This is a genomic window from Agrobacterium sp. ST15.13.013, from assembly GCF_027956525.1.
In the GTDB taxonomy this organism is placed as follows: Bacteria; Pseudomonadota; Alphaproteobacteria; order Rhizobiales; family Rhizobiaceae; genus Agrobacterium; species Agrobacterium salinitolerans.
Genome location: NZ_JAQKGP010000006.1, coordinates 35,692 through 59,113, shown reverse-complemented (window position 1 = coordinate 59,113; position 23,422 = coordinate 35,692). Strand labels below are relative to the sequence as shown.

At 58.6% G+C, this 23,422-nt stretch carries 29 protein-coding genes and 1 riboswitch; of the genes, 13 read left to right on the top strand and 16 right to left on the bottom strand.

The window, feature by feature from the left end:
• Position 1 precedes the first annotated feature (1 nt).
• The 3 genes from PL597_RS08240 (at position 2) to PL597_RS08230 (ending at position 3,148) form a co-directional block, all read left to right on the top strand.
• Positions 2-1,672, top strand: coding sequence for a nitrite/sulfite reductase (locus PL597_RS08240; RefSeq protein WP_271364941.1), 1,671 nt, complete (start codon positions 2-4; stop codon positions 1,670-1,672).
• 10 nt (positions 1,673-1,682) lie between these two features.
• Complete coding sequence (locus tag PL597_RS08235) at positions 1,683-2,189, top strand: DUF934 domain-containing protein (RefSeq protein ID WP_077982933.1); 507 nt, start codon at positions 1,683-1,685, stop codon at positions 2,187-2,189.
• A 146-nt stretch (positions 2,190-2,335) separates the two neighbouring features.
• Complete coding sequence (locus tag PL597_RS08230) at positions 2,336-3,148, top strand: ferredoxin--NADP reductase (protein WP_137410277.1); 813 nt, start codon at positions 2,336-2,338, stop codon at positions 3,146-3,148.
• 58 nt (positions 3,149-3,206) lie between these two features.
• Here the strand turns inward: PL597_RS08230 and PL597_RS08225 are convergent, their stop codons facing one another.
• The gene (locus tag PL597_RS08225) at positions 3,207-3,371 is read right to left on the bottom strand and encodes a hypothetical protein (RefSeq protein ID WP_271364994.1); all 165 of its coding nucleotides are present in this window, start codon (positions 3,369-3,371) and stop codon (positions 3,207-3,209) included.
• On the opposite strand from PL597_RS08225, the gene PL597_RS08220 reads away from it, so the two are divergent.
• Positions 3,370-3,825 carry a hypothetical protein gene (locus PL597_RS08220; RefSeq protein ID WP_269834603.1) on the top strand — a complete coding sequence of 152 codons (456 nt, stop codon included), beginning with the start codon at positions 3,370-3,372 and terminating at the stop codon, positions 3,823-3,825. The genes PL597_RS08225 and PL597_RS08220 overlap by 2 nt on opposite strands.
• A gap of 38 nt (positions 3,826-3,863) precedes the next feature.
• On the opposite strand, the gene PL597_RS08215 is transcribed toward PL597_RS08220, so the two are convergent.
• From PL597_RS08215 to PL597_RS08195, 5 genes are all read right to left on the bottom strand, one after another.
• A complete protein-coding gene (locus PL597_RS08215) occupies positions 3,864-4,670 on the bottom strand; it encodes an endonuclease/exonuclease/phosphatase family protein (RefSeq protein ID WP_271364940.1) in 807 nt (268 codons plus the stop codon).
• 154 nt (positions 4,671-4,824) lie between these two features.
• Positions 4,825-7,689 (bottom strand): aminomethyl-transferring glycine dehydrogenase, encoded by a 2,865-nt coding sequence (gene gcvP / locus PL597_RS08210; protein WP_271364939.1) that lies wholly within the window; start codon positions 7,687-7,689, stop codon positions 4,825-4,827.
• On the bottom strand, positions 7,689-8,051 hold the full coding sequence (gene gcvH / locus PL597_RS08205) for a glycine cleavage system protein GcvH (RefSeq protein ID WP_144574422.1): 363 nt from the start codon (positions 8,049-8,051) through the stop codon (positions 7,689-7,691). Before gcvH ends, gcvP begins: the two co-directional genes overlap by 1 nt.
• A gap of 28 nt (positions 8,052-8,079) precedes the next feature.
• Complete coding sequence (gene gcvT, locus PL597_RS08200; RefSeq protein WP_271364938.1) at positions 8,080-9,219, bottom strand: glycine cleavage system aminomethyltransferase GcvT; 1,140 nt, start codon at positions 9,217-9,219, stop codon at positions 8,080-8,082.
• Between the two features lie 151 nt (positions 9,220-9,370).
• Positions 9,371-9,458, bottom strand: a riboswitch (glycine riboswitch).
• A 158-nt stretch (positions 9,459-9,616) separates the two neighbouring features.
• Positions 9,617-9,802 carry a DUF3008 family protein gene (locus PL597_RS08195; RefSeq protein ID WP_173989057.1) on the bottom strand — a complete coding sequence of 62 codons (186 nt, stop codon included), beginning with the start codon at positions 9,800-9,802 and terminating at the stop codon, positions 9,617-9,619.
• Positions 9,803-9,974: 172 nt separating this feature from the next.
• Between PL597_RS08195 and PL597_RS08190 the strand changes: the two genes are divergently transcribed.
• Together PL597_RS08190 and PL597_RS08185 are read left to right on the top strand one after the other, a co-directional pair.
• Positions 9,975-10,355 (top strand): hypothetical protein, encoded by a 381-nt coding sequence (locus PL597_RS08190; RefSeq protein WP_077982929.1) that lies wholly within the window; start codon positions 9,975-9,977, stop codon positions 10,353-10,355.
• Positions 10,356-10,442: 87 nt separating this feature from the next.
• Complete coding sequence (locus tag PL597_RS08185; RefSeq protein WP_271364937.1) at positions 10,443-11,429, top strand: copper chaperone PCu(A)C; 987 nt, start codon at positions 10,443-10,445, stop codon at positions 11,427-11,429.
• Between the two features lie 61 nt (positions 11,430-11,490).
• Here PL597_RS08185 and PL597_RS08180 read toward each other — a convergent pair whose 3' ends face one another.
• Both PL597_RS08180 and PL597_RS08175 read right to left on the bottom strand, forming a co-directional pair.
• On the bottom strand, positions 11,491-11,919 hold the full coding sequence (locus PL597_RS08180; protein ID WP_269823958.1) for a plastocyanin/azurin family copper-binding protein: 429 nt from the start codon (positions 11,917-11,919) through the stop codon (positions 11,491-11,493).
• Positions 11,920-12,038: 119 nt separating this feature from the next.
• Positions 12,039-12,329: a hypothetical protein gene (locus PL597_RS08175; protein WP_271364936.1), complete on the bottom strand. Its 291-nt coding sequence runs from the start codon at positions 12,327-12,329 to the stop codon at positions 12,039-12,041.
• Positions 12,330-12,526: 197 nt separating this feature from the next.
• On the opposite strand from PL597_RS08175, the gene crcB reads away from it, so the two are divergent.
• From crcB to PL597_RS08145, 6 genes are all read left to right on the top strand, one after another.
• Positions 12,527-12,904 carry a fluoride efflux transporter CrcB gene (gene crcB, locus PL597_RS08170; protein WP_269825688.1) on the top strand — a complete coding sequence of 126 codons (378 nt, stop codon included), beginning with the start codon at positions 12,527-12,529 and terminating at the stop codon, positions 12,902-12,904.
• A gap of 66 nt (positions 12,905-12,970) precedes the next feature.
• A complete protein-coding gene (locus tag PL597_RS08165; RefSeq protein ID WP_035264040.1) occupies positions 12,971-13,960 on the top strand; it encodes an RluA family pseudouridine synthase in 990 nt (329 codons plus the stop codon).
• 6 nt (positions 13,961-13,966) lie between these two features.
• Positions 13,967-14,635, top strand: coding sequence for an HAD family hydrolase (locus tag PL597_RS08160; protein ID WP_271364935.1), 669 nt, complete (start codon positions 13,967-13,969; stop codon positions 14,633-14,635).
• 29 nt (positions 14,636-14,664) lie between these two features.
• Positions 14,665-15,459, top strand: coding sequence for an ATP12 family chaperone protein (locus tag PL597_RS08155; RefSeq protein ID WP_271364934.1), 795 nt, complete (start codon positions 14,665-14,667; stop codon positions 15,457-15,459).
• A gap of 60 nt (positions 15,460-15,519) precedes the next feature.
• On the top strand, positions 15,520-16,008 hold the full coding sequence (locus PL597_RS08150; protein ID WP_142912206.1) for a hypothetical protein: 489 nt from the start codon (positions 15,520-15,522) through the stop codon (positions 16,006-16,008).
• 251 nt (positions 16,009-16,259) lie between these two features.
• Complete coding sequence (locus PL597_RS08145) at positions 16,260-16,649, top strand: RidA family protein (protein WP_271364933.1); 390 nt, start codon at positions 16,260-16,262, stop codon at positions 16,647-16,649.
• 59 nt (positions 16,650-16,708) lie between these two features.
• On the opposite strand, the gene fghA is transcribed toward PL597_RS08145, so the two are convergent.
• Genes fghA through PL597_RS08130 form a run of 3 tightly spaced genes read right to left on the bottom strand, consistent with a single transcriptional unit; the run spans position 16,709 to position 18,713 of the window.
• Positions 16,709-17,542, bottom strand: a complete 834-nt coding sequence (gene fghA, locus PL597_RS08140; protein ID WP_271364932.1) for an S-formylglutathione hydrolase — start codon at positions 17,540-17,542, stop codon at positions 16,709-16,711.
• 30 nt (positions 17,543-17,572) lie between these two features.
• Positions 17,573-18,232 carry a DUF1345 domain-containing protein gene (locus tag PL597_RS08135; RefSeq protein ID WP_137410290.1) on the bottom strand — a complete coding sequence of 220 codons (660 nt, stop codon included), beginning with the start codon at positions 18,230-18,232 and terminating at the stop codon, positions 17,573-17,575.
• 25 nt (positions 18,233-18,257) lie between these two features.
• On the bottom strand, positions 18,258-18,713 hold the full coding sequence (locus PL597_RS08130) for a YaiI/YqxD family protein (RefSeq protein WP_077982316.1): 456 nt from the start codon (positions 18,711-18,713) through the stop codon (positions 18,258-18,260).
• A 166-nt stretch (positions 18,714-18,879) separates the two neighbouring features.
• Between PL597_RS08130 and PL597_RS08125 the strand changes: the two genes are divergently transcribed.
• Positions 18,880-19,332 carry a DUF5680 domain-containing protein gene (locus PL597_RS08125; protein ID WP_269823951.1) on the top strand — a complete coding sequence of 151 codons (453 nt, stop codon included), beginning with the start codon at positions 18,880-18,882 and terminating at the stop codon, positions 19,330-19,332.
• Positions 19,333-19,430: 98 nt separating this feature from the next.
• Here PL597_RS08125 and PL597_RS08120 read toward each other — a convergent pair whose 3' ends face one another.
• The 5 genes from PL597_RS08120 to PL597_RS08100 form a co-directional block, all read right to left on the bottom strand.
• Positions 19,431-20,441: an IS30 family transposase gene (locus tag PL597_RS08120; protein ID WP_271364931.1), complete on the bottom strand. Its 1,011-nt coding sequence runs from the start codon at positions 20,439-20,441 to the stop codon at positions 19,431-19,433.
• Positions 20,442-20,629: 188 nt separating this feature from the next.
• Positions 20,630-21,376 carry an arsenical resistance protein ArsH gene (arsH, locus tag PL597_RS08115; protein WP_269823949.1) on the bottom strand — a complete coding sequence of 249 codons (747 nt, stop codon included), beginning with the start codon at positions 21,374-21,376 and terminating at the stop codon, positions 20,630-20,632.
• On the bottom strand, positions 21,333-21,755 hold the full coding sequence (arsC, locus tag PL597_RS08110) for an arsenate reductase (glutaredoxin) (protein WP_271364930.1): 423 nt from the start codon (positions 21,753-21,755) through the stop codon (positions 21,333-21,335). The genes arsH and arsC overlap by 44 nt, the downstream gene beginning before the upstream one ends.
• Positions 21,756-21,757: 2 nt before the next feature.
• Positions 21,758-22,816: an ACR3 family arsenite efflux transporter gene (gene arsB, locus PL597_RS08105; RefSeq protein ID WP_077982310.1), complete on the bottom strand. Its 1,059-nt coding sequence runs from the start codon at positions 22,814-22,816 to the stop codon at positions 21,758-21,760.
• Positions 22,816-23,343, bottom strand: coding sequence for an arsenate reductase ArsC (locus PL597_RS08100; protein WP_077982309.1), 528 nt, complete (start codon positions 23,341-23,343; stop codon positions 22,816-22,818). The genes arsB and PL597_RS08100 overlap by 1 nt, the downstream gene beginning before the upstream one ends.
• Between the last annotated feature and the right edge of the window lie 79 nt (positions 23,344-23,422).

Sequence of the window (23,422 nt, the reverse complement as noted above, 5' to 3'; positions counted from 1 at the left end):
TATGTACCGTTACGACGAGTTCGATCACGCATTTGTTGAAGGCCGCGTGGCGCAGTTTCGCGACCAGGTCGAACGCCGGTTGTCCGGCGAACTGGCCGAAGATGCGTTCAAGCCGCTGCGCCTGATGAACGGCGTCTATCTTCAGCTGCACGCCTATATGCTGCGCGTCGCCATTCCCTACGGCACGCTGAATTCGAAGCAGATGCGGATGCTGGCCCATATCGCCCGCAAATATGACCGGGGTTACGGCCACTTCACCACCCGTCAGAACATCCAGTACAACTGGCCGCGCCTTTCCGATACGCCGGACATCTTGTCCGAACTGGCGGGCGTGGAGATGCATGCGCTCCAGACCTCCGGCAACTGCATTCGCAACGTCACCGCCGATCATTTCGCTGGCGCGGCTGCCGATGAGGTCGCCGATCCGCGCCCCTATGCGGAAATCCTGCGTCAGTGGTCTTCCGTGCACCCGGAATTCTCCTTCCTGCCGCGCAAGTTCAAGATCGCTGTCACCGGCGCCGAACGCGACCGTGCGGCCATTCAGGTTCACGATATCGGCCTGCATCTCAAGAAGAACGACAAGGGTGAGATCGGGTTCGCCGTCTATGTCGGCGGCGGACAGGGCCGCACGCCGATGATCGCCAAGAAAATCCGCGACTTCCTGCCGGAAGAGGACCTGTTGTCCTACACCACGGCGATCATGCGCGTTTATAACCTGCATGGCCGTCGCGACAACAAATACAAGGCGCGCATAAAGATCCTCGTGCACGAGACCGGTGCTGAAGAATTGGCCCGCCAGGTCGAGTTCGAATTCGCCGAACTCAAGAACACCGAGTTGAAGCTTCCGGATGCCGATATCGCGGCAATCACCGCTTATTTCGCGCCGCCGGCACTGAAGGACCGGCCGGAAGGCTGGGAGAGCCTGGCGCGCTGGAAGCGGGCAGATGAAGGCTTTGCCCGTTTTGTCGAGCAGAACGTCGCGCCGCACAAGCATCCCGATTACGGCATGGTGACGATCTCACTGAAGCCGATCGGCGGGATTCCGGGGGATGCGACCGACGAGCAGATGGAACTCGTCGCCGATATCGCCGCGGAATATGCCTTCGACGAAATCCGCATCAGCCATGAGCAGAACATCATCCTGCCGCATGTGGCGCTGGCCGATCTCGAGCCGGTTTATCGCGCGCTGGTAGGCGCTGGCCTTGCGACCGCCAATGCCGGGCTCATCACCGATATCATTGCCTGTCCCGGGCTGGATTATTGCGCGCTCGCCAATGCGCGCTCCATTCCGGTGGCGCAGGAAATTTCCACCCGTTTCGGTTCGCCGGAGCGCCAGGCGGAAATCGGTGAGCTGAAGATCAAGATTTCCGGATGCATCAATGCCTGCGGTCACCACCATGTCGGCCATATCGGCCTTCTGGGTGTTGAGAAGAAGGGTGCGGAGCTCTACCAGATCACGCTTGGCGGATCGGGTGATGAAAACACCTCGATCGGTGAAATCATCGGCCGCGGCTTCGAGCCGGAAAAAGTCACCGACGCCATCGAAACCATCGTTGACACCTATCTGGGCTTGCGCCTTTCGAAGGAAGAAAACTTCCTTGAAGCCTATCGCCGCGTTGGACCGCAGCCGTTCAAGCACGCGCTTTACGGTTCCGCCGCAGAAGCCGCCTGAGGAGAATGCCATGACAAAAATCTGGAATCGCGACGGCTTCGTGGAAAACGATCCCTGGGTGATTGAAACGGAAGAAGTGAAAGCGACAGCGGAGCAGAAGCCGGTGCTGCCGCTTGCCGATTTTCTGGTTCGTGCCGCCGAAAGCAACGATATCGGCCTCGGTGTTCTGATCACGCCCGCCGACGATGTGACGCGGCTCGGACCCTATCTCGACCGTATCGACCTTGTCGCCGTAAGCTTCCCGGCCTTCAATGACGGTCGCGGATTCAGCCACGCCTCGTTGCTGCGCAGCCGTCTTAATTTTGCGGGCGAGGTGAGGGCGGTTGGCGACGTCCTGATCGATCAGGTGCCGCTGATGCTACGCACCGGATTCACCAGCTTTGCGGTGACGAACGGCACGGCCATCAGCCGTTTGTCCGAAAATCGCCTGCCGGAAATTCCGGTTTATTATCAGCCGACAGCCAAGCCGGCGAGTGGCGGCGAGGCCTATAGCTGGCGTCGTCGTGCGTCTCTATGACACGTTGCGTGGAAATATGAGTGTTATATACATATTTCCTACGCACATGGCAGTATTGACATTCTCATGCCTTCAAACCGGAGCAAAAATGGTATAATTGCCCGGTCGGAGAATGTCGCATCCAATAAGAATGGACGGAACCTGAAATGAACGCGCCAGCCAAGACGGAAGATTTCGCGATCAAGATACCTGACGGTGTTTACGCCGAGACGGTTTTATCGGTGGAGCATTATACGGATCACCTGTTCCGTTTCCGCATGACGCGTCCGGCGGGTTTTCGTTTCCGTTCCGGCGAATTCGCCATGATCGGCTTGATGGTCGGCGACAAGCCGATCTACCGCGCCTATTCCATCGCCAGCCCCGCCTGGGACGAGGAACTGGAATTCTTCTCGATCAAGGTTCCGGATGGCCCGCTGACATCGCATCTTCAGGCGATCAAGCCCGGCGATACCGTCCTGATGCGCAAGAAGCCGACAGGCACGCTGGTTCTGGATGCGCTGACGCCTGGCAGACGGCTTTACATGTTCTCCACCGGCACCGGCATCGCGCCTTTTGCGAGCCTGATCCGTGACCCGGAGACCTATGAGAAGTTCGAGGAAGTCATCCTCACCCATACCTGCCGTGACGTGGCCGAGCTGAAATATGGCTTCGATCTGGTTGAGGAAATCCGCAACCACGAATTCCTGAACGAGATCGTCGGCGACAAGCTGAAGCATTATGCGACCGTCACCCGCGAAGATTACCCCTTCAAGGGCCGCATCACCACGCTGATCGAGAACGGCAAGCTGTTTGCTGATCTTGGTGTGCCGACGCTCGATCCCGACGTCGATCGCGGCATGATCTGCGGTTCTTCGGCGATGCTCAAGGACACCAAGGAATTGCTTGAAAAGGCAGGCCTTAACGAAGGCGCCAACAACAAGCCGGCCGAATTCGTGATCGAGCGGGCATTCGTCGGTTGACGCCGGATTTCCATACAATTGAATAAAGACCAGGGGGCCTTTGGGCCTCCTTTTTTGTTTATAAAGCCGATTGGGTGACCTGTGCGGCATCATCGCGATGGAACATCCGAGCGCGATGGCGCGTTAGCGTTTGAACGAAACCAAACCAACGTAACCGCTCCATGACGAGAACAGGAACAATCAGCGCCACGATCATTGCCATTACGGCAGGTTTTTTTGCCATGCGGCCAGCCGCCGCCGATGAAAGCACCTTTTTGTCGTCGCTTCAGGGCACGTGGATCGGGAAGGGGACGGTGATAACCCGCATAGGCAGGCCGGCAATCAACGTAAATTGCACGCTGAATTCCAACGCTCGGCAAACGGCGCTGCGCATGTCCGGAACCTGCCGCGGACTCCTCGTGGTAAAACGCTCCATCGCCGCCGATCTGGCAGCAAGCGGTGCGCGTTACAGCGGCACTTACACGGGACCTTCCGGCCGCCCTTCCGCGCTCGCTGGTAATCGCCGGGGAAATGCGATCAATCTCACTGTCCGCTGGCAACGCGACATCAACGGTGACCGTACCGCCGCCATGACCATAGAGAAAATCGGCGATAACGGCCTGCGGCTGCGCACCACGGACAAGGATGGGAAGACAGGCAAGACGGTGGTAACGAGCGATATAAGGCTGGTGCGTTGATCGAGCAAATGACGATGTCGGGAAAGGCAACCCAATTGTCAGTGGAATTCCAGGAGCAGGGGGCAGTGGTCCGATACTTCCGGCCTTTTCACCACGTCAAAGCAGTCGATTTTCACGGCCTCATTGACCAACACGTAATCCGCATAGCGGTTCTGTTTGGGGTAGTGTGACGTCCGAGTATCGGTAAAGCCGCGTGTGGTGACAAGCTCGACGAGGTCCAACTCCTTGAGTATGGCAAAGGTTTGGCTCTCTGGCAGGACATTAAAGTCGCCGCAGACGATGATCCTGTCGCCATCCTCCGCAATGTTTTTTACAAGTTGGACGAGACGTTTTGCCTGCGCCAGACGGTCGGAGGTGTCGTGCTTGCCGTTGTTGGGATCTCGCAGGCCGTGCATGTGGGCGATAACGGCGGGCTGACCGGTCGTGAAGTCAAAAACCCTGATGGCATGGCCCGTGCGTGAACGTGGATGATCGCCATATCCATCCGCGGAGAAGGCTCCATGCACAAACCCCTGCGCCTGCGCAACGATGGCTATGGACTTGCGTACGAATGTCGCCAGTCCACATTGGGAAGAATATCGAGTCACGCCCTGCCAGAGATCGCCCTGCGCCGCAGGGCAAAATATCGCCACATGATCCGGCAAGGCCTCGGCGACATCACGCAGGAAATTCGCCCTCTGCGGTAGTTCGATGCCGTGATCACGGTAACTCAGCCAGTCCTGTGTGGCGACCGGTGTGTGCACCACTTCCTGCAGACATAAGATATCGGGGTCGGACGAGACAATATAAGGGACAAGTTCATCGTGGAGCTTTCCGCCCCAACCGTTCAGGCAAATCAGACGCATTCCAACTCCATCCCCATGTCGCAGCGTCATCTGTTTAACACGGGACATACCGTGATCAACCATGCGGAAGCGTGAGCCAGATAGCGAAAATGTCGCCTTGACGGAAAAGGCCCGGATTGCTCCAGGCCTTCGCGTGTCGGCTTGCACCGTTGCCTTATTCCGCCGCTTCGGCGTAGGCCTCCATTGGCGGGCAGGTGCAGATGAGGTTGCGGTCGCCATAAACGTTGTCGATGCGGTTGACCGGCGACCAGTATTTGTCGATGCGGAAGGCGCCGGGCGGGAAGCAGCCCTTTTCGCGGCTATAGGGACGATCCCATTCGCCGACGAGGTCTTCCACCGTGTGCGGCGCGTTCTTCAGCGGATTGTTGCTCTTGTCCGCACGGCCTTCCTCGATGTCGCGGGCTTCCTCACGGATCGCCAGCATGGCATCGCAGAAACGGTCGATTTCCGCCTTGGTCTCGGATTCGGTCGGCTCGATCATCAGCGTACCGGCAACCGGCCAGCTCATGGTCGGTGCATGGAAACCGCAATCGATGAGGCGCTTTGCGACATCGTCCACCGTCACGCCGCAGCTGTCCGCTAAGGGCCGGGTGTCGATGATGCACTCATGCGCCACACGTCCGGTTTCGGACTTGTAGAGTACGTCGTAAGCGCCCTTCAGCCGTTCGGCGATGTAGTTGGCGTTGAGGATCGCCACCTTGGTCGCCTGCGTCAGCCCTTCGCCGCCCATCATCAGGCAATAGCTCCAGGAAATCGGCAGGATCGACGGCGAGCCGAACGGCGCGGCAGACACCGCACCCTCACGACCGTCCGTCGCCGGATGGCCAGGCAGGTGCGACGCCAGATGCGCCTTGACGCCGATAGGTCCCATGCCCGGGCCGCCGCCGCCATGCGGAATGCAGAAGGTCTTGTGCAGGTTGAGGTGCGAAACGTCAGAGCCGATATCGCCGGGCCGGGCGAGGCCGACCATGGCGTTCATGTTGGCCCCGTCGAGATAGACCTGTCCACCATGCTTGTGGGTGATATCGCAAATCTCGCGAACAGTCTCCTCAAACACGCCGTGGGTGGACGGGTAGGTGATCATGCAGCACGAGAGGTTTTCTGCATACTGCTCTGCTTTTGCACGGAAATCATCGATATCGATGTCGCCGTTATCGCGTGCCTTCACCGGCACCACCTTCATACCGGCCATCTGCGCCGAGGCCGGATTGGTGCCATGGGCGGACGTTGGAATGAGGCATATATCGCGATGGCTGTCGCCATTGGCCAAGTGATAGTTGCGGATGGTCAGAAGCCCCGCATATTCCCCCTGCGCGCCGGAATTCGGCTGCATGGAGAAGGCGTCGTAACCGGTCACCGAGCAAAGCTTCTCGGAGAGATCGTCGATCATCTCCTTGTAACCGAGCGCCTGATTAGCCGGCACGAAGGGATGGATGTCGGAAAATTCCGACCAGGTGATCGGCAGCATTTCCGCTGTCGCATTCAGTTTCATGGTGCAGGAACCGAGCGGGATCATCGAGCGGTCGAGCGCCAGATCGCGGTCCGAAAGACGGCGGATGTACCGGGTCATCTCGCTTTCGGCACGGTTCATGTGGAAGATCGGATGCGTCATGTACTGGCTGGTACGCAGCAGTTCCTTCGGCAGGCGATATTCCGGCTCGAAATCCGAGATCGAGAAATTGCCGCCGAATGCGCGCCACACGGCCTCAAGCGTTGCAGGGCGCGTGCGCTCGTCGAGGCTCATGCCGATCTTGGTCGCGCCGACCTTGCGCAGGTTCACACCTTCCGCAACGGCCGAGCGCAGGATGACGCCCTGCATATGGCCGACTTCGACGGTGATGGTGTCGAAGAAGGTTTCCGGCTCAATGACGTAGCCAAGTTTCTCAAGGCCCTTGGCCATCAAAACGGCCTTCTGGTGGGTCTGCTGGGCAATCGCCTTGATGCCCTGCGGGCCGTGGAAGACGCCGTACATGGAGGCCATGACGGCCAGCAGCACCTGCGCCGTGCAGATGTTGGAAGTGGCCTTTTCGCGACGGATATGCTGCTCGCGCGTCTGCAGCGACAGGCGATAGGCGCGATTGCCGCGCGCATCGACGGAGACGCCGACCAGACGGCCGGGCATGGAACGCTTGTGCGCGTCCTTGACCGACATGTAAGCCGCATGCGGGCCACCGTAACCGACAGGAACGCCGAAACGTTGCGAGGTGCCGATGGCGATGTCAGCACCCATTTCGCCGGGAGATTTCAGCAACGTCAGCGCCAGCAGATCGGCGGCAACCGCGGCGATCGCGCCCGTCTGGTGCAGACGGGAAATCAGGCCCGAGAAATCGCTGACATGGCCGTGTGTGCCGGGATACTGGAAGATCGCGCCGAACACGTCGACAGGATCGAGATCGGTAAAGGGATTGCCGACGATCACCTTCCAGCCGAGCGGCGCCGCACGGGTCTCAATCAACGCGATGGTCTGTGGGTGGCAATTGGCGTCCACGAAGAAGGCGGTCGCCTTGGATTTCGCGACGCGTTGGCACATGGACATGGCTTCGGCGGCGGCCGTCGCTTCATCGAGCAACGATGCATTGGCGACATCGAGACCGGTCAGATCGCAGACCATAGTCTGGTAGTTCAAGAGCGCCTCAAGGCGGCCCTGGCTGATTTCCGGCTGGTAGGGCGTGTAAGCCGTGTACCATGCCGGGTTTTCCAGAATGTTGCGCTGGATGACCGGGGGCGTGATCGTGCCGTAATAACCCTGGCCGATCAGCGAGGTCAGCACCTGGTTCTTGTTGGCCGTTTCGCGCAGGCGGTCGAGCGCCTCGCGTTCGGTCAGCGCGGCACCCCAGGTCAGCGGCACCTTCTGGCGGATGGAGGAGGGGACGGTGGCGTCGATCAGTGCGTCGAGGCTCTTATAGCCGACAACCTTCAGCATCTCCGCCATTTCCGACGGCGACGGCCCGATGTGACGCCGGTTGGCGAAATCATAGGGCTGGTAGTCGGTAAAATGGAATTCGGTGGGCGTCGTCATTACGCGATCAGCTCCTTGTAGGCTGCTTCGTCGAGCAGCGTCTCGGCATCGGCCGGATTGGAGAGTTTCAGCTTGAAGAACCAGCCGGCGCCCTGCGGATCGGAATTGACGAGCGAGGGATCATCAACGATGGCCTGGTTGATTTCCACCACTTCGCCATCCAGCGGACAATAGACATCGGACGCGGCCTTAACGGATTCAACGGTCGCAGCATCGCCATCCTTGGCGAAGGTGGCGCCCACTTCCGGCAATTCGACAAAAACCAGATCGCCAAGCTGTTCAGCGGCGTGGCTGGTAATGCCAACGGTGGCGACGTCGCCTTCGAACTTCAGCCATTCGTGTTCTGCGGTAAATTTCAGCATCGTGTTCTCTCCGGAGATGGAATGAGGATTAGCGTTTATAAGTGGGCTTGATGAAGGGCAGGACGGCGACGGTGACGGGCAGATATTTGCCACGCACTTCCGCAAAGATCGCCGTGCCGGGAGCCGTGTAAGCCGTTGGCACGTAACCCATGGCGACGGGACCTTCGACCGAGGGGCCGAAACCGCCTGAGGTGACTTCACCGATTTCCGTCTTGCCTTCGGCATCCGCAAAAAGCTTCGAATGGCCGCGCACCGGGGCCTTGCCTTCCGGCTTCAGACCGACACGCCGGCGCGCGGTGCCATCCTTGAGTTCGCCAAGAATGCGTTTCGCCCCCGGAAAACCGCCTTCGCGATCACCGCCGGCGCGGCGCGCCTTCTGGATCGCCCATTCGAGCGAGGCTTCGATGGGGGAGGTCGTGGTATCGATATCGTTGCCATAAAGACAAAGGCCAGCTTCCAAACGCAAGCTGTCGCGCGCGCCAAGCCCGATGGCTTCGCAATCGGGATGTTCGAGCAGGGCCTTGGCGATCTCTTCTGCCTTGTCCACAGGCACGGAGATTTCAAAACCGTCCTCGCCGGAATAACCGGAGCGGGAGACGATGCAGGGCACATCATGCAACGGCACTTCCTGCACATCCATGAATTTCATGTCGGATACGCCTGTCCAAAGCTCCGCCAGCACCTCTTCCGCGCGCGGTCCCTGAAGCGCGATCAGCGCCCGGTCATCGAGAAGCGTTATTTCGCAAGCATTGGAAAGATGCGCCTTCATATGGGCAACATCGGCATCCTTGCAGGCGGCGTTGACGACAACAAAAAGATGATCGCCGCGATTGGTGATCATCAGGTCGTCGAGGATACCGCCGTTTTCGTCGGTGAAGAAACCGTACCGCTGCCGGCCTTCCTTCAGGCCGAGAATATCCGCCGGCACCAGCTTTTCGAGCGCACGTGCGGCATCTTCATTGTTGCCGGACTTCGCCTTCAGGATAACCTGACCCATATGGGACACGTCGAACAGACCTGCAGAAGTGCGCGTCTGAAGATGCTCCTTCAGCACGCCGGCCGGATATTGCACCGGCATGTCGTAACCGGCAAAAGGCACCATGCGGGCGCCAAGCGCTATGTGCAGGGAATGCAGCGGCGTGGTTTTCAGCGCGGCGGTATCGTCCAAGGACGCCTCCAGGGTTGCGCGATATATCGCGCGGGCTCAGGTCATGGCGCGATGCGCCGGTTCAAGAGCCCCCTCTGTCCTTGTCGCCTGAGATTGTTATCCCTTCGGCGAGCCGTCCTTTAGATCAAGGTGGCTTCTCTCCAGAGTTCCGTCGTCACCGCTGGTCCTTTTGCCTGAGAGTTTCCGGGGCGGTTGCTCCTTCGGCACCGCATTGAAGCGGTTTCTCCCAACGATGATGCGCGCTCATTATCTTCGAAGCCCGGCTATTGGCAAGGACCAAATGACGCATCTGAACAGATTCTTGCTCCATCTGCGCCATCGTCATAGCAGCCGTCTCGTCGAAAGGTTTGCAGATGCGTTTCAGCGACCGGGATTCGGCCAGCGTAAAGATGCAATGCTAATCGGATTTTTTCTCCGGCAAGCCCTTCCGTTTCGTCGAGGCAAAATCAACAAGTTCCTTTTCTGTCATAGACTTCTCCATACTTTTTGAAGCGCCTTGTAAACTTGATTTTTTCACTTCGCCGCGTTTGGCGGCGAGAGCTGCACCCGCGGCTTTCTGCTGGGCTTTCGATTTGGCTGGCATGGTTGCCTCCTTTGAAACGATGGCTCCAGCAGAAAAATGCCGGCTTGCATTGATTGTTCCCTCGCAACTATCGAGCCTGCGGCAAAATTCCCCTTTGAAATCGGCAGGAAAGCGAGATATCGCGTAGAGTATGGATACAGATCGAAAGAGACGGCTGGCAGAATTGGAGAAGATGCTTCGCATTTTCTGCGCTGCCCTGATGTTGTCGCTCGGTTTTGCCCACAAGCCCGCGCTTGCCGTCAGCTCTCAGGTTGTCCTTGACGAGAGTTACCGGCTGCCGGACGGCACCTTTGCGGAAATCTGTTTTGGTCATGGCGACGGCGTCAACGCTTCCCATACCAAGGAAGGCCCCGCCCATTCCCGCGACGCCATTCTGTTTTGCGAGGCCTGCCTCCTGGCCTCGTCCATTCTTCTGCCGACGCCCGATATGGCTGGCTGGCTGAGAACTGAATTTGCCTGGCTCGACAATCGCCTGCCTTCGGAATGGAGCTTCCGCTCCGTGCTGACGATCCAGAAACCCGCTGCGCGCGGCCCGCCAACCCTGTCCGACTGATTATTCGTTTTACGGTATCATCGCCGCCTTTGGCGGCACGGAGCGGCTGCGCGGACCCAGAGGGAGAGCAGTCGCAGGGACAAGCAAATGAAAACTACCAAGATCATCACATGCAGCCTTTTCGTCGCTTCGGTATCGACCGCGCAGGCTTTCGCCCACGCCACCTTCGTTGACGGTTCGGCCGAACAGGAAAGCACCATCGTCGCGGCCCTCCAGGTGCCGCATGGCTGCGACGGCGGGCTCGCCACGACCGAAATTCAGATCAAGCTGCCGGAAGGATTCATTTCCGCCAAGCCACAGCCCAAGGCCGGCTGGGAACTGGAAATCATCAAGGGCGACTACCAGAAGACCTACAAGAACCACGGCAAGGAGATTAAAAGCGGACCGGTCGAGATCCGCTGGAAAGGTGGCAACCTGCCGGACGAGTTCTACGACACCTTCGCCGTGCAGGGCAAAATCTCCGGCGTTGAAGTGGGGCAGGACCTGCCGTTCAAGGTGACGCAGCTTTGCGGCGACAAGGGCAAGGTCTCCTGGGATGAAGTCGCAGCCGCCGGTGTCGATCCGCATTCGCTGAAAAGCCCGGCGCCGACCATCAAGGTAACCGCGAAGTCGGAACATGCCGGTGGGCACGATCATTCCGCCATGGCGATGGATATGGATGTCGTGAAGGCCGGCAACCTCGAAGTATCCGATGGCGCAACCAAGGCGATGCTACCGGGCCAGCCGGTCGGAGGCGGTTACGTCACCATCAAGAACACCGGCGACAGCGACGACAAGCTGGTTGGGGTCGAATCCTCTTCCGCCGGTCGCGCTGAAATCCACGAGATGGCCATGGTCAACGACGTCATGAAAATGCGCAAGCTGGATGACGGCATCGTCATTCCCGCCGGCCAGACGGTGGAACTGAAGCCCGGCGGCCTGCACATGATGTTCTTCGATGTGAAGAAACCCTTTGCCGAAGGCGACAAGGTGCCGGTGACGTTGGTCTTTGAGAAGGCCGGCAAAGTCGAGATTACCCTCTCGACGGGCGCAGCCAAGGGCGGTGAGGCCAAGGGCGAACACCAGCACAACTGACGATAAAAAGAGGCTGCCGGAACGCAATACCCATCCGGCAGCCTCAGTTAGTCGGCCATTCTTATTTTGTAACGGTTAGCCTGGCCTGCATGCCTGCTTCGTAGTGACCCTTGATGTTGCAGAAGAGAAGATAGGCCCCGGGCGTCAGCTTCGCCTTCAACTGCCCATCGCCACCGGGCTTGAGGTCTGCCACCTCGCCAAGGCTCTTCAACTGCTTTTCATCGACGCGATGTTTGGCTGTGTTGAGAGGGATTTTCTCATCGGCCGACTTCAGCTTTACGAGGATCATCTCGTGCTGTTCGCTCATTGCGTCATTATGGACCTGGAATACCGCGTCCCCTGCCTTGACCGTCTTCTGGTCCAAGACGAGCGTCATGGGACCTCCGCCTTCACCGCCTTCGGTTACCTTGATGGTGGTGGCAGCAAAAGCCGGCGCAGAAACTGTCAGCACTGCTGCGAAGACGGTGGCGTAACGGATCAATGATGTCATGATGTTCCTCCAGTGGATGTCGGAGGATTAGGAAATCTAACTGACGGCAACCTGAACGCGTGAAATCAAACTGACATATATCATAAAATGGATACGGAAATTATTATAAACACATGATATTAAATAAATTTATTTCCTTCATTATCCTCATATGCCCGCTGGGCCTGTTCCAGCGTTGCCTGTTGCTCCTGGCGCTGGCTGGCAACCGTCAGGAAATAGAGTGCCAAGGCCGGCGGCTTGATTGCCGTCATCATGCCGCGAAGCTGGAAGTCCTCTCCACGTTCGGCCTTGCGTGCCAATTCGTGAATGGCGTCTTCGACTTCGGTTTTGCGCGGAGCGCGCTGCGACGGCTTCACGGCTTCCAGCGCGTAGGCTGCCGTATTCGCAGAAACAGAAAGAACCTGTGTCATCCAACCCCCGGTCATCTTGGCGACCCTGAAAACCGAATATTAGCACTCGCATCTTGTTGGAAGGCTAAATCGCGACACTGCAATTTAATCGTATTTTAATCGATGAAAGCAGCTGACGAGGGGGTTTCGCCAGCGGTTGCCTTGGTCTAGAAATGCGTCGGACTGCCCGGTCCGGCAACTCCCGGAGACATCATCCCATGATCAATATCGCTCTTGTCGCAGCAGGCGGCGCAATCGGTTCCGTCTTCCGTTATCTCGTCGGTGTCTGGAGCGTCCGGCTGGCGGGAGCAAACTTCCCGTGGGGAACGCTGGCTGTCAACGTGGCGGGTTCTTTCATGATCGGCTTTCTGGCGGAGCTCGTGGCGCGACGACTGAACGCGTCAATGGAAATGCGCCTGTTTCTCGTCACCGGCGTGCTCGGCGGCTTTACGACGTTCTCGTCGTTTTCGCTCGATGCGGTCTCGCTGTTCGAACGCGGCACACTCGGGCTTTCCGCCGTTTACGTGCTTGCAAGCCTTGTGGTTTCCATCGCTGCGGTTTTCGCCGGGCTGGCCTTGGGCCGCAGTTTGTTCTAAAGGCTTGGTCCAAACGGCGCGCTGGCGAACAGGGCGCGCGATCAGGACAGAAAGACTGGAAATTTCATGGCAGGTATCGAGCACATCAAGGTCGGGGCCGACGAGGCCGGTATGCGCCTCGATCGCTGGTTCAAGATTCATTATCCGGGACTTGGTTTCGGGCAGCTGCAGAAGCTTCTGCGCTCCGGCCAGGTGCGTGTGGACGGCGGCCGGGTGAAGACGGATGCACGCGTGCAGCCGGGACAGATGGTGCGCGTTCCGCCGGTCGATTCCGATCTCAAGGTCAAAAGCGGCCCGATCGGATCGAAGGATCTCAAACATTCCGAAGATGGGGAGCTTCTCGCGCGCATGCTGCTGCATGAAGACGACAAGGTCTTCGTTTTCAACAAGCCGGCCGGCATCGCCGTGCAGGGCGGCTCCGGCGTCACTCGCCATATTGACGGGCTGCTGGAAGCCTGGACCAACCAGAAGGGCGAAAAGCCGCGTCTGGTACACCGCCTGGACCGCGACACGTCGGGCGTGCTGGTGGTTGCCCGCACCCGCGGCGCTGCGCAGAAGCTGACGGCCGCCTTCCGCGAACGCGATACCAAGAAGACCTATTGGGCGCTGGTCAAGGGCGTGCCGCGCAAACATCAGGACAAGATATCCACCTGGCTCGTCAAGGAACAGACGATGGATGGCGACCGTATGCGTATCGCCAAACATGGCGAGGAGGGGGCCGATCACGCCGTCTCCTATTACCGCGTCATCGATACCGCCGCGCAGAATCTCGCCTGGCTGGAAATGGAACCCTATACCGGCCGCACCCATCAGCTTCGCGTGCACGCGCTGCATATGGGCCACCCGATCATCGGCGATCCCAAATATTACATCGACGATCCGAACTGGGATTTTCCGGGCGGCATCCAGAAGCGCCTACATCTGCATGCGCGCCACATCGATATTCCGCATCCGAATGGCGGTCGGCTTCGGGTCAGCGCACCCCTGCCGCCGCATATGGTGCAAACCTGGAACCTGCTCGGTCTCGACGTGGCCGATGGCGATAGGGAAGACTGACAGCCCATGAAACTGGTTCTTTTCGATTGCGACGGAACGCTGGTGGATAGCGCCGGCCTGATCCATGCCGTCATGGCAGACACTTTCGCTGATTTCGGCAAGCCGCGCCCCGATATCTCCGAAACCAAGGCGATCATCGGACTGACGCTCGATATTGCCATCGCCCGCATGCTCGGCAAAGCACATGTGGATGACGAGGCGCAGGCGATGACAGAACGCTACAGGGAAATCTATCATCCCCTGCGGGAGCGCTCGGAAATGACCGTGCCGCTTTTCGACGGTATCGCCCCGCTGATCGATGCGCTTTCGAAACGTGACGATGTGCTGATCGGGGCGGTGACCGGCAAGGGCCGGCGCGGTCTTACCCATATACTGCAGACCCACGGCCTTGCCGATCACTTCATCGTTTCGCGTACGGCGGATGATTGCCCCTCCAAGCCGCATCCGGCCATGGTGATGGAATGCTGCCATGAAACCGGCATGGTTCCGGCCGATACTGTCGTAATAGGCGATGCGATTTACGACATGCAGATGGCCAAGGCTGCGGGCGCAAAAGCAATCGGCGTCGCCTGGGGCTATGCCTCGGTAGACGATCTCTGGAAGGCGGGCGCCGATGCGGTCGTCAACCACCCGCGCGAAATTCAGGCCTATGTTCCGGCCGATATTCTTGAATAACCTTTCTATCCGACTGACGAGGACGTGCCATGCGTGATCTCCTGAACGACCTTTCGGAGGGCCTGAGCCATCCCGACCCGATCCTGCGCGCGCAGATCCAGATGCAGAAGCCTCTGCCGAAGCGGTTCTACAAGGATGTCACCGTCGGCGAGGCGGAGGAGGGCGGTTTTACCATCCTTCTCGATGGCAAGCCGCTGCGCACTCCAGCCAAGAAGCCACTGACCGTCCCGACGCGTGCGCTGGCGGAGCTGCTTCGCGATGAATGGGACGCCCAGAAAGACGTGGTCAATCCGGTGGTCATGCCCGTCTCTCGGCATGTGAACACGGCCATTGATGGCGTCGCCAACGACACGCAGGCGGTTTTTGAGGACGTACTTCGTTTTTCTTCTTCCGATCTCCTCTGCTATAGGGCCGGCGACCCGGAAGCGCTGGTTGCGCGGCAGACGGACCACTGGGATCCCGTGCTGGACTGGTCGGCCAATGTGCTCGGCGCGCGTTTCCTTCTCGTAGAAGGCGTGATGCATCAGGACCAGCCGCGCGAAGCCATCGCCGCTTTTGCGGTAACGCTGAAGAAATACGACACACCGATTGCGCTTGCCGCTCTTCACACCATGACGTCTCTGACCGGCTCAGCCATTTTGGCGCTGGCGCTCGCGGAAGGGCAGCTGAAGCTGGAAGAAACATGGGCGCTCGCCCATCTGGACGAGGACTGGTCCGCCGAGCAATGGGGCGAGGACGAGGAGGCGCTGGAGCGCCGCGCCGTCAGGCTTGTCGACATGCGGGCGGCCCTCAATGTTCTGGAGTCGCTGAAGAGCGCCTCTTAACGCTTTTCTAACCCTGATCGTCGAACATGTGGCTACCTCACGTTAGGGGAGCCGCTGATCATGATTACCACGCTAAAACGCCTTGGCATTCTTGTGCTGGCGTGTTTCGTGCTCATGTCTTTCAGGCTGGAACCGGAAGCGACCAATACCGACCGGCTGCTTTACGACGTGCGCGGCGCGTTCGTCGCGGCACGCCCGGATGTCGCCCCGGCGCTGATGCAGTCCATCCATGCACAGGTGCAAAATGCGATCAAAACCACGGCGCGTGGAGAAACAAGGCCGCGCGTGGTGCTGACCATCCGACTTGCATCCGTTACACGCGGTCCCTTCCTGTTCGGGGAAAGGGCGTCAGCCAAGGTTATCGTCCGCGCCGCCGCCGTTGCGACGGGAGAGGTAATTGCAGAAGCCAAATTCACCGCCACCGTCGTCAGCTTCGACGATCAGTCAATAGAGCAGGAACTTGCCTATGGCGTCGCCGAACGCGTGATCCGCGAATTCAGGCTGAACCGGCGCGCTCCGACGACGCTTGCGACGGCTCTGTTTCCATAAGCAGGACACAAAAGGCGAGGGCGTGACGGCTATTCGTCCGCATCTCAGCTTCAGAAATATCTCAAGCTTCAATCGGGCGCATCTTCTGTGCCTCTAAGCTCACATACGTCGCGTATATATAATTGACATGCGACGCGTATGTAATTATCTGGCATACGTAACGTATGTAAATGGACGTCCGAAGCCTTCTTTGAATAAGAGCAACGCTTCTCGCGTCCATGACCACTCCAGCCAAAAGAGAGAGATCCACAATGACCGCACGCGAAGCAATTTTCCCCGCTAACAGGCATGCGCTTTACGAGGAGCATGGCTATTCCGCAGCTATCCGATCCGGTGACCTTCTTTTCGTTTCCGGCCAGGTCGGCAGCCGTGCCGATGGAACGCCTGAACCTGATTTTGGGCGACAGGTCCGGCTGGCCTTCGAAAATCTCAAGGCAACGCTTGAGGCGGCGGGCTGCACCTTCGACGACATTGTGGATGTGACGACGTTCCACACGGATCCGGAAAACCAGTTCGGCACGATCATGACCGTCAAGCAGGAGATTTTCAGCCAAAAGCCTTACCCGAACTGGACCGCCGTCGGCGTCAACTGGCTTGCCGGCTTCGATTTCGAGATCAAGGTCATTGCCCGTATCCTGTAATGTCAGGTTAGATATGAAGCGGCGGCGCTTAAAGGGCGCCGCCAACCTTCTTTCTATCCTTACCCCAGCCGCTCCGCATGCCACTTCAAATGGTCATCCATGAAAGTGGAGATGAAATAATAGGAGTGGTCGTAACGATCGTGCATGCGCAGCATCAGGCCGATATCCGTGCCCTTGATCGCCTCTTCGAACAGCCAGGGGCGTAGGCCTTTTTCCAGGAAACTATCGGCTTTGCCCTGATCGATCAGAAATTCGGGAAACCGTGCGCCATCCTCGACCAGCGAGCAGGCGTCATAGCGACGCCATGCGGTCCTGTCAGCACCGAGATATTTTTCCAGCGCCGGTTCCGACCAGTCTGCGGAAGAGGGTGCAACGATGGGTGCAAAAGCCGAGCAGCTCTTGAAACGCTCGGGTTTTTTCAGCGCAATGGTCATCGCGCCATGACCGCCCATCGAATGGCCGAAAATGGCCTGGCGGCTCATATCCGCGCGGAAATGCTGGCCGATTAGGGCAGGCAGCTCTTCCGTCACATAGCTGTACATCTGGTAGTGCTCCGACCACGGCTCCTCCGTGGCGTCGAGATAAAAACCGGCGCCCTTGCCCATCTGCCAGTTGGTCAGCTCATCCGGCACGTCATTGCCGCGCGGGCTGGTATCCGGGCAGACGATGATAAGTCCGAGTTCAGACGCCATGCGGCGATATTCGCCCTTCTCCATGACATTGGCGTGGGTGCAGGTGAGGCCCGAGAGATACCAGACAACCGGGCAGGGCTCATGAATCGCCTTCGGCGGCACATAAACCGCAAAGGTCATCTCAGATTTCAGGGTTTCCGATGTATGCGAAAATACGCCCTGCATGCCGCCAAAGGCCGTATTTTGCGAAATAATGTTCATGAAGACAGTCCTCTTGAAAAGAAAATCGGTTCAGCCCGCAAGCGAGACGGCGGCATTCACCGCCGCCGCTACCAAAACCGTATTGAAAAAGAAAGAAACGATGGAGTGCAGCAACGTGACCTTACGCATGGCGGTCGTGGTTACGCCCACATCCGACGTCTGCGCCGTCATGCCGATCACCACGGCGAAATAGAGAAAGTCGTAGCCGCAGGGTTCCTTCGTCCCCGGAAAATCCATGCCGCCGCGATGCTGGGGCTTGCCGTCGGCCATCGCCGGCCGCCAGTAAAGATGAGCGTAGTGCAGGGCGGTCATGGTGTGGATGGTCAGCCAGCCGAAGATCACCGAGGCGAAGGCGATGAGCAGCGCCCAGACTGTTTCGCCGGTATGATTGAGGGCCTGAAACAACGATACCACCGCGACGGCAACGGCAAGCAGCGTGACGGCGATGATGGCGACCGCAGGCAGATCATCGCTATCGGCATGGGCCTTCAGATGTTGCGCCGTCAACCCCGACAGGCGAAATGCAATCAAGGTGAGATAGGTCAGGAAGAACAGAACGGCCGCGATCTCGATCGCCAGCGGCGGCGCAAAAACCAGCGCCAGGCCAAGGCTCACGGCGCCGACCAAAAAAGCAATGACGAAAGGTTGATGGCGACGATAGCTGTTGCTTTTCATAGTGGCCGGGTTCATGGGTGGCGCCTCTCCGTTGGCGCCGTCATTTTTTGACACGGCGGCAGAAACGGTCAAGCGTCTCCAGAAAAGCCGAGCGGTCGCGCGGCGAAAAAGCCGCGTTATATCCCTTGCTTTCACCGGTTTCGCGCAGATGCGCGCCAAAATCGCGCATCGCCGTCGCCATCCCGATGTTCGACTGGTCAAAAACGCGGCCCGTCGGCCCGGTCACCAGCGCACCCTTGGCGACACAGCGGCCGGCCAGCGGCACATCGGCGGTGATGACGATGTCGTTTTCGGCTGCATGATCGGCGATCCAGTCGTCCGCCGCGTCGAAACCGGCGGATACGATGACGTTTTTTACCATAGGATCGCGCGACGGACGCAGGCCGGAATTGGCAACGAAGGTCACTTCCAGCCCATGCCGCTCCGCCACCTTGAGAATCTCCGGCTTCACGGGGCATGCATCGGCATCGACATAGATCTGCGGGTTTTGCGGCATGGACACTCTTTTCGGATAATTCCTGCCATGCTTCTAAGCGCAAACGCCGCGATTACCAAGCCCGCCATTGTTGAAATGCGGGTTCGACACAGGGCAGGGGCGCACTTGCGAACATCCCAAAAATCACCTATGTTCACTTTATGTTCTTACTTCCCAAAGGTTTCCCATGCTGGAAGATTTCATCGTGCAGGCCAAGTCCGCGACGTATGTTGGCGGCGGCAACAACTCCGCGACGCCCACTCGCAAGGGATCGCACGATCTCGGTTATCGGAACGGCGACTGGCACTATATCGACAGCTATTTCGGGGGAACCGATTTCATAGGTCAGGAGGTCGTTTGGCATCAGGGAACGGCGGTGTGGGCGATGAGTTATTACGGCCGCATCCTCCGGCCCGACATGATCGATGGCGCCACGGCCGGCAGGGTCATCCAGAGGTCGCTTTCCACGCTCTATCGTGAGGGCCGCTTTCTCGGCGGCTTCACCCACCCGGTGGAGAATTTGGTCTATGTCGACACGAATGCCGGAGAGTTCCAGTCCTTCACCGGCTTGGAGCGCATTTACCGGGGACACGTCGAGACATACCGGCTCGATTATCATGGCGGAATGATAAAGCCGTGAAAGAGGCGAAGGATGGGACGATGATGTTTCAACGCTCCATCGCCAGGCTTCAAATCATGTGAGTTCATGCTGAAGCGCGACTTGCGGGGCGTTTCAAGCTAGCTGGCATGCCGCATTTGGGCGAGCAGTTTCTTTCGGAAGACTTCCGCCGGCGTTCGATAGCCGAGGCATTTGCGCGGCGTGGCATTGAGCTGGTTACAGATCTCAATGAGGTCGGCGTCGGTTACGGATAAGGGATCGACCTCTCTCGAAAGCCATTTCCGTACCCGCCTGTTGGTATTTTCGACGGTTCCTTTTTGCCACGGCGATTGAGGGTCGCAGAACCAGGTCTGGGTGCCAATGCTCGCCTGTAGGTAAGGCCAGTCGGTGAACTCCGTGCCACGGTCGAACGTGATGGAACGACGGGCGAGGTGGGGCAGGGTCTGAAGTGCTTGCACGAGGCCGTTCATGACCGGTCGAGACTGCCGATCATTGTTGCGCAGAAAGATTGCAAAGCGGCTGACCCGTTCAACGAGTGATGTGACGTTGGCCTTTCCAAACTTCTTTCGGAACTGGATCAGGTCACACTCCCAATGCCCGAACTGCTTGCGATCGGCGACCACATCCGGGCGGCGCAGGATGTTGAGTTCCGGACTAAACCGTTGGCCATGCTTGCGTCTGGCATGTCGCGGTCGCCGCCGAGCTCGATGCTCCGGCAGGTGCCGCCACAGCTTGATCGCTTGGCCGTCAGATGAGTATGCAAACTTGTAGATGGTTTCGTGGCTAACCGATACTGGATGCCGCTCAAGGCGCATCCGGCCAGCGATCTGCTGTGGCGACCAGCCGTGCATGATCCGGTCGATGACAGATTGCCGGACATGCGAGAAGCGCATCAGCTTGCGCAGTTTGGTCCGCCGTTCGCAAGCCATGTCATGCGCCGTGACACAATAATAGCCGTTCAGATTGGAGACCGCGTCATCGATGAACATATTGCGCCGGATCTCGCGGAAAATTGTCGAGCGATGGCGTCCAAGCTTCTCGGCGATGATGTCAACAGTCAGGCCAGCCGTACGCCAGCGGGCGATCTTGCGTCTTTCATCCATGTCGATATGGGAGTAGGTGCGTTTCATTGCAGGTTCCTTGCGAGTGACAACCCATTGGTATCATTCGCAAGTCGCACTTCATCCTTGAACCCACCTCAGCCAAGCTGTTAATCGCATAAGATAGATTATGGAACTTATTTGATGCTGTGGGTCTGGATTTCAGCCGCATTCAACCACGATTGAAAAGCACGAAACGTTGAACCGAACCCAGCCCGTCAGATTGATTTTAGCGAAACACGTTTCTCAAGTTCATCTGTCAACTCTTTGCGTTCGCTATATCTGTCTGTGAGATAGCTGGAAGCGTCACGCGTCAGCAGCGTGAATTTCACCAGTTCCTCACAGACGTCGACGACCCGATCATAATAAGATGACGGCTTCATCCGGCCTTCCGCGTCGAATTCCTGATAGGCCTTTGCCACCGAGGATTGGTTTGGAATGGTAATCATCCGCATCCATCGGCCGAGAATTCGCATCTGGTTCACGGCATTGAAGGACTGGCTGCCGCCAGACACTTCCATGACGGCGAGTGTCTTGCCCTGCGTCGGCCGTACAGAACCGATAGCAAGAGGAATCCAGTCTATCTGTGATTTCATGATGCCGGTCATCGCGCCATGGCGTTCGGGGCTTACCCAGACCTGTCCTTCCGACCATTCTGAAAGTTCACGCAATTCCTGCACCTTGGCGTGGCTGACCGGCGCTTCATCGGGCAAAGGCAAGCCCTTCGGATCGAATATCCGAACCTCGCAACCGAGCCGTTCGAGCAGCCGCCCGGCCTCGAATGCCAGCAGACGGCTATAGGAGACTTCGCGCAGCGAGCCGTAAAGGATCAGGATGCGTGGTTTATGGGTCGAAAACGCCGGACGCAGAGCCACCGGGTCGATGCTGTGCAGGTGATGCCCCTGCAACGCGGGAAAACTATCAGGCAACGCGCTTTCCTTCACTGTCGAGGACCTGCTCGCCATCCTCCTTGAAGAACGGCCCTTTGAATGTGTCCGGCAGAATATCCAGCACGGCCTCTGAAGGACGGGCGAGCCTGGTGCCGAGTGGCGTTACGACAAAGGGACGATTGATGAGGATCGGCGTTTCCATCATCGCATTGAGCAACTGATCGTCAGTCAGGTCCGGATTGTCGAGACCGAGCTCGGCATAAGGCGTCCCTTTTTCGCGCATGGCTTCGCGCACCGTCAGCCCCGCATTCGCAATCATGCGTGCAAGCTGCTCGCGTGTCGGCGGTTCCCGCAGATATTCGATCACGGTCGGCTCGATCCCTGCCGCGCGGATCAGCGCCAGCGTGTTGCGCGACGTCCCGCAGGACGGGTTGTGATAGATGGTGGCGTCCATGGTCATTGCCTTTCGGTCGTTATCGTTCGGGAAACGGCGGGTGCAGCCTCATACCAGTCCTTCGAGCGGTTCACGATCCAGACGACCGAAAGCATGACCGGAACTTCTATGAGGACGCCGACAACGGTTGCCAGCGCCGCACCCGACTGAAACCCGAACAGGCTGATGGCAGCCGCGACCGCGAGTTCGAAGAAGTTGCTGGCGCCAATGAGTGCGGAAGGCCCAGCGACGCAATGGCGCTCACCCGTCATGCGGTTCAGGACGTAGGCGAGCCCCGAATTCAGATAGACCTGGATGAGGATGGGGATGGCAAGGAGGCCGATGACGGCCGGCTGGGCAATGATCTGCTCGCCCTGAAAAGCGAAGAGAAGAACCAGTGTCGCAAGCAGCGCCGCCAGCGAAATCGGCTGCAATTTCGCGAGAACGTAATCCAGCGTCCGTGAGGTTCCGTCAGCCATGAGCCGGCGCCTGACCAGTTGCGCGAGGATGACCGGAACGACAATATAAAGCGCAACGGAAAGAAGAAGCGTAGCCCACGGCACTGTAATGGCGGAAAGACCGAGCAGCAGGCCGACCACGGGAGCAAAAGCCACGACCATAATCGCATCGTTGAGCGCGACCTGCGACAACGTGAACAGCGGCTCACCCCGCGTAAGGTTGCTCCAGACGAAGACCATGGCCGTGCAAGGAGCCGCGGCAAGGATGATCAACCCGGCAATGTAGGAATCGATCTCACCGGCCGGAAGATAAGGGCGGAACAGCCAGCCGATGAAAAACCAGCCGAGCAGCGCCATCGAGAACGGCTTGACGGCCCAGTTGATGAACAAGGTCACGCCAATGCCGCGCCAGAACATGCCGACCTGCGAAAGAGACCGGAAATCGATCTTCAGCAGCATCGGAATGATCATCAGCCAGATCAGGATCGCAACCGGAATGTTCACTTTGGCGATCTCGGCCGCAGCGATGAGCTGAAAGACACCGGGCATCAGATGGCCGAGCGCCACACCGGCGACAATGCACAGAAACACCCAGACGGTCAGATAACGTTCGAACAGGGACATCAGGCCGACTTTCCTTCAGGATTGGTGGTTCCATCCAGTGCACCGATCTGTCGAAGCCGGGTCTCCAGCGCCATACGATCGATGGATTGCAGCGGCAGGCTGACGAAAGCCGCGATCCTGTTCTTGAGGAAACGAGCGGCCTGCGCGAAGGCGCGCTGAACCTCGATCTCAGAGCCGACCGTAGCGGCGGGATCCTCTATCCCCCAATGGGCAGTCATCGGATGGCCGATCCAGACCGGACAGGCTTCGCCGGCGGCGCTGTCGCACACCGTGAAGATGAAATCCATCCGTGGCGCATCAGGTCCGGCAAACACGTCCCAGCTTTTCGAGGTGAACCCGCTGGTCGGATAACCCAGCACGGCCAGTTCCCTCAGGGCGTGAGGATTTACCTCTCCCTTCGGCTGGCTACCGGCCGAATAGGCATTGAACCTCCCCTCACCTTCCTTGGCGAGAATGGATTCGGCAAGAATGGAGCGAGCGGAATTGCCCGTGCACAAAAAGAGCACGTTATAGATCTTATCGGTCATGGTTTCGGTCCGTGGTTAGATCGGTGGCCTGGCAAGCCCCGCGATCGAAGCAGAAGAGATGATGGACACCAGCCAGGCG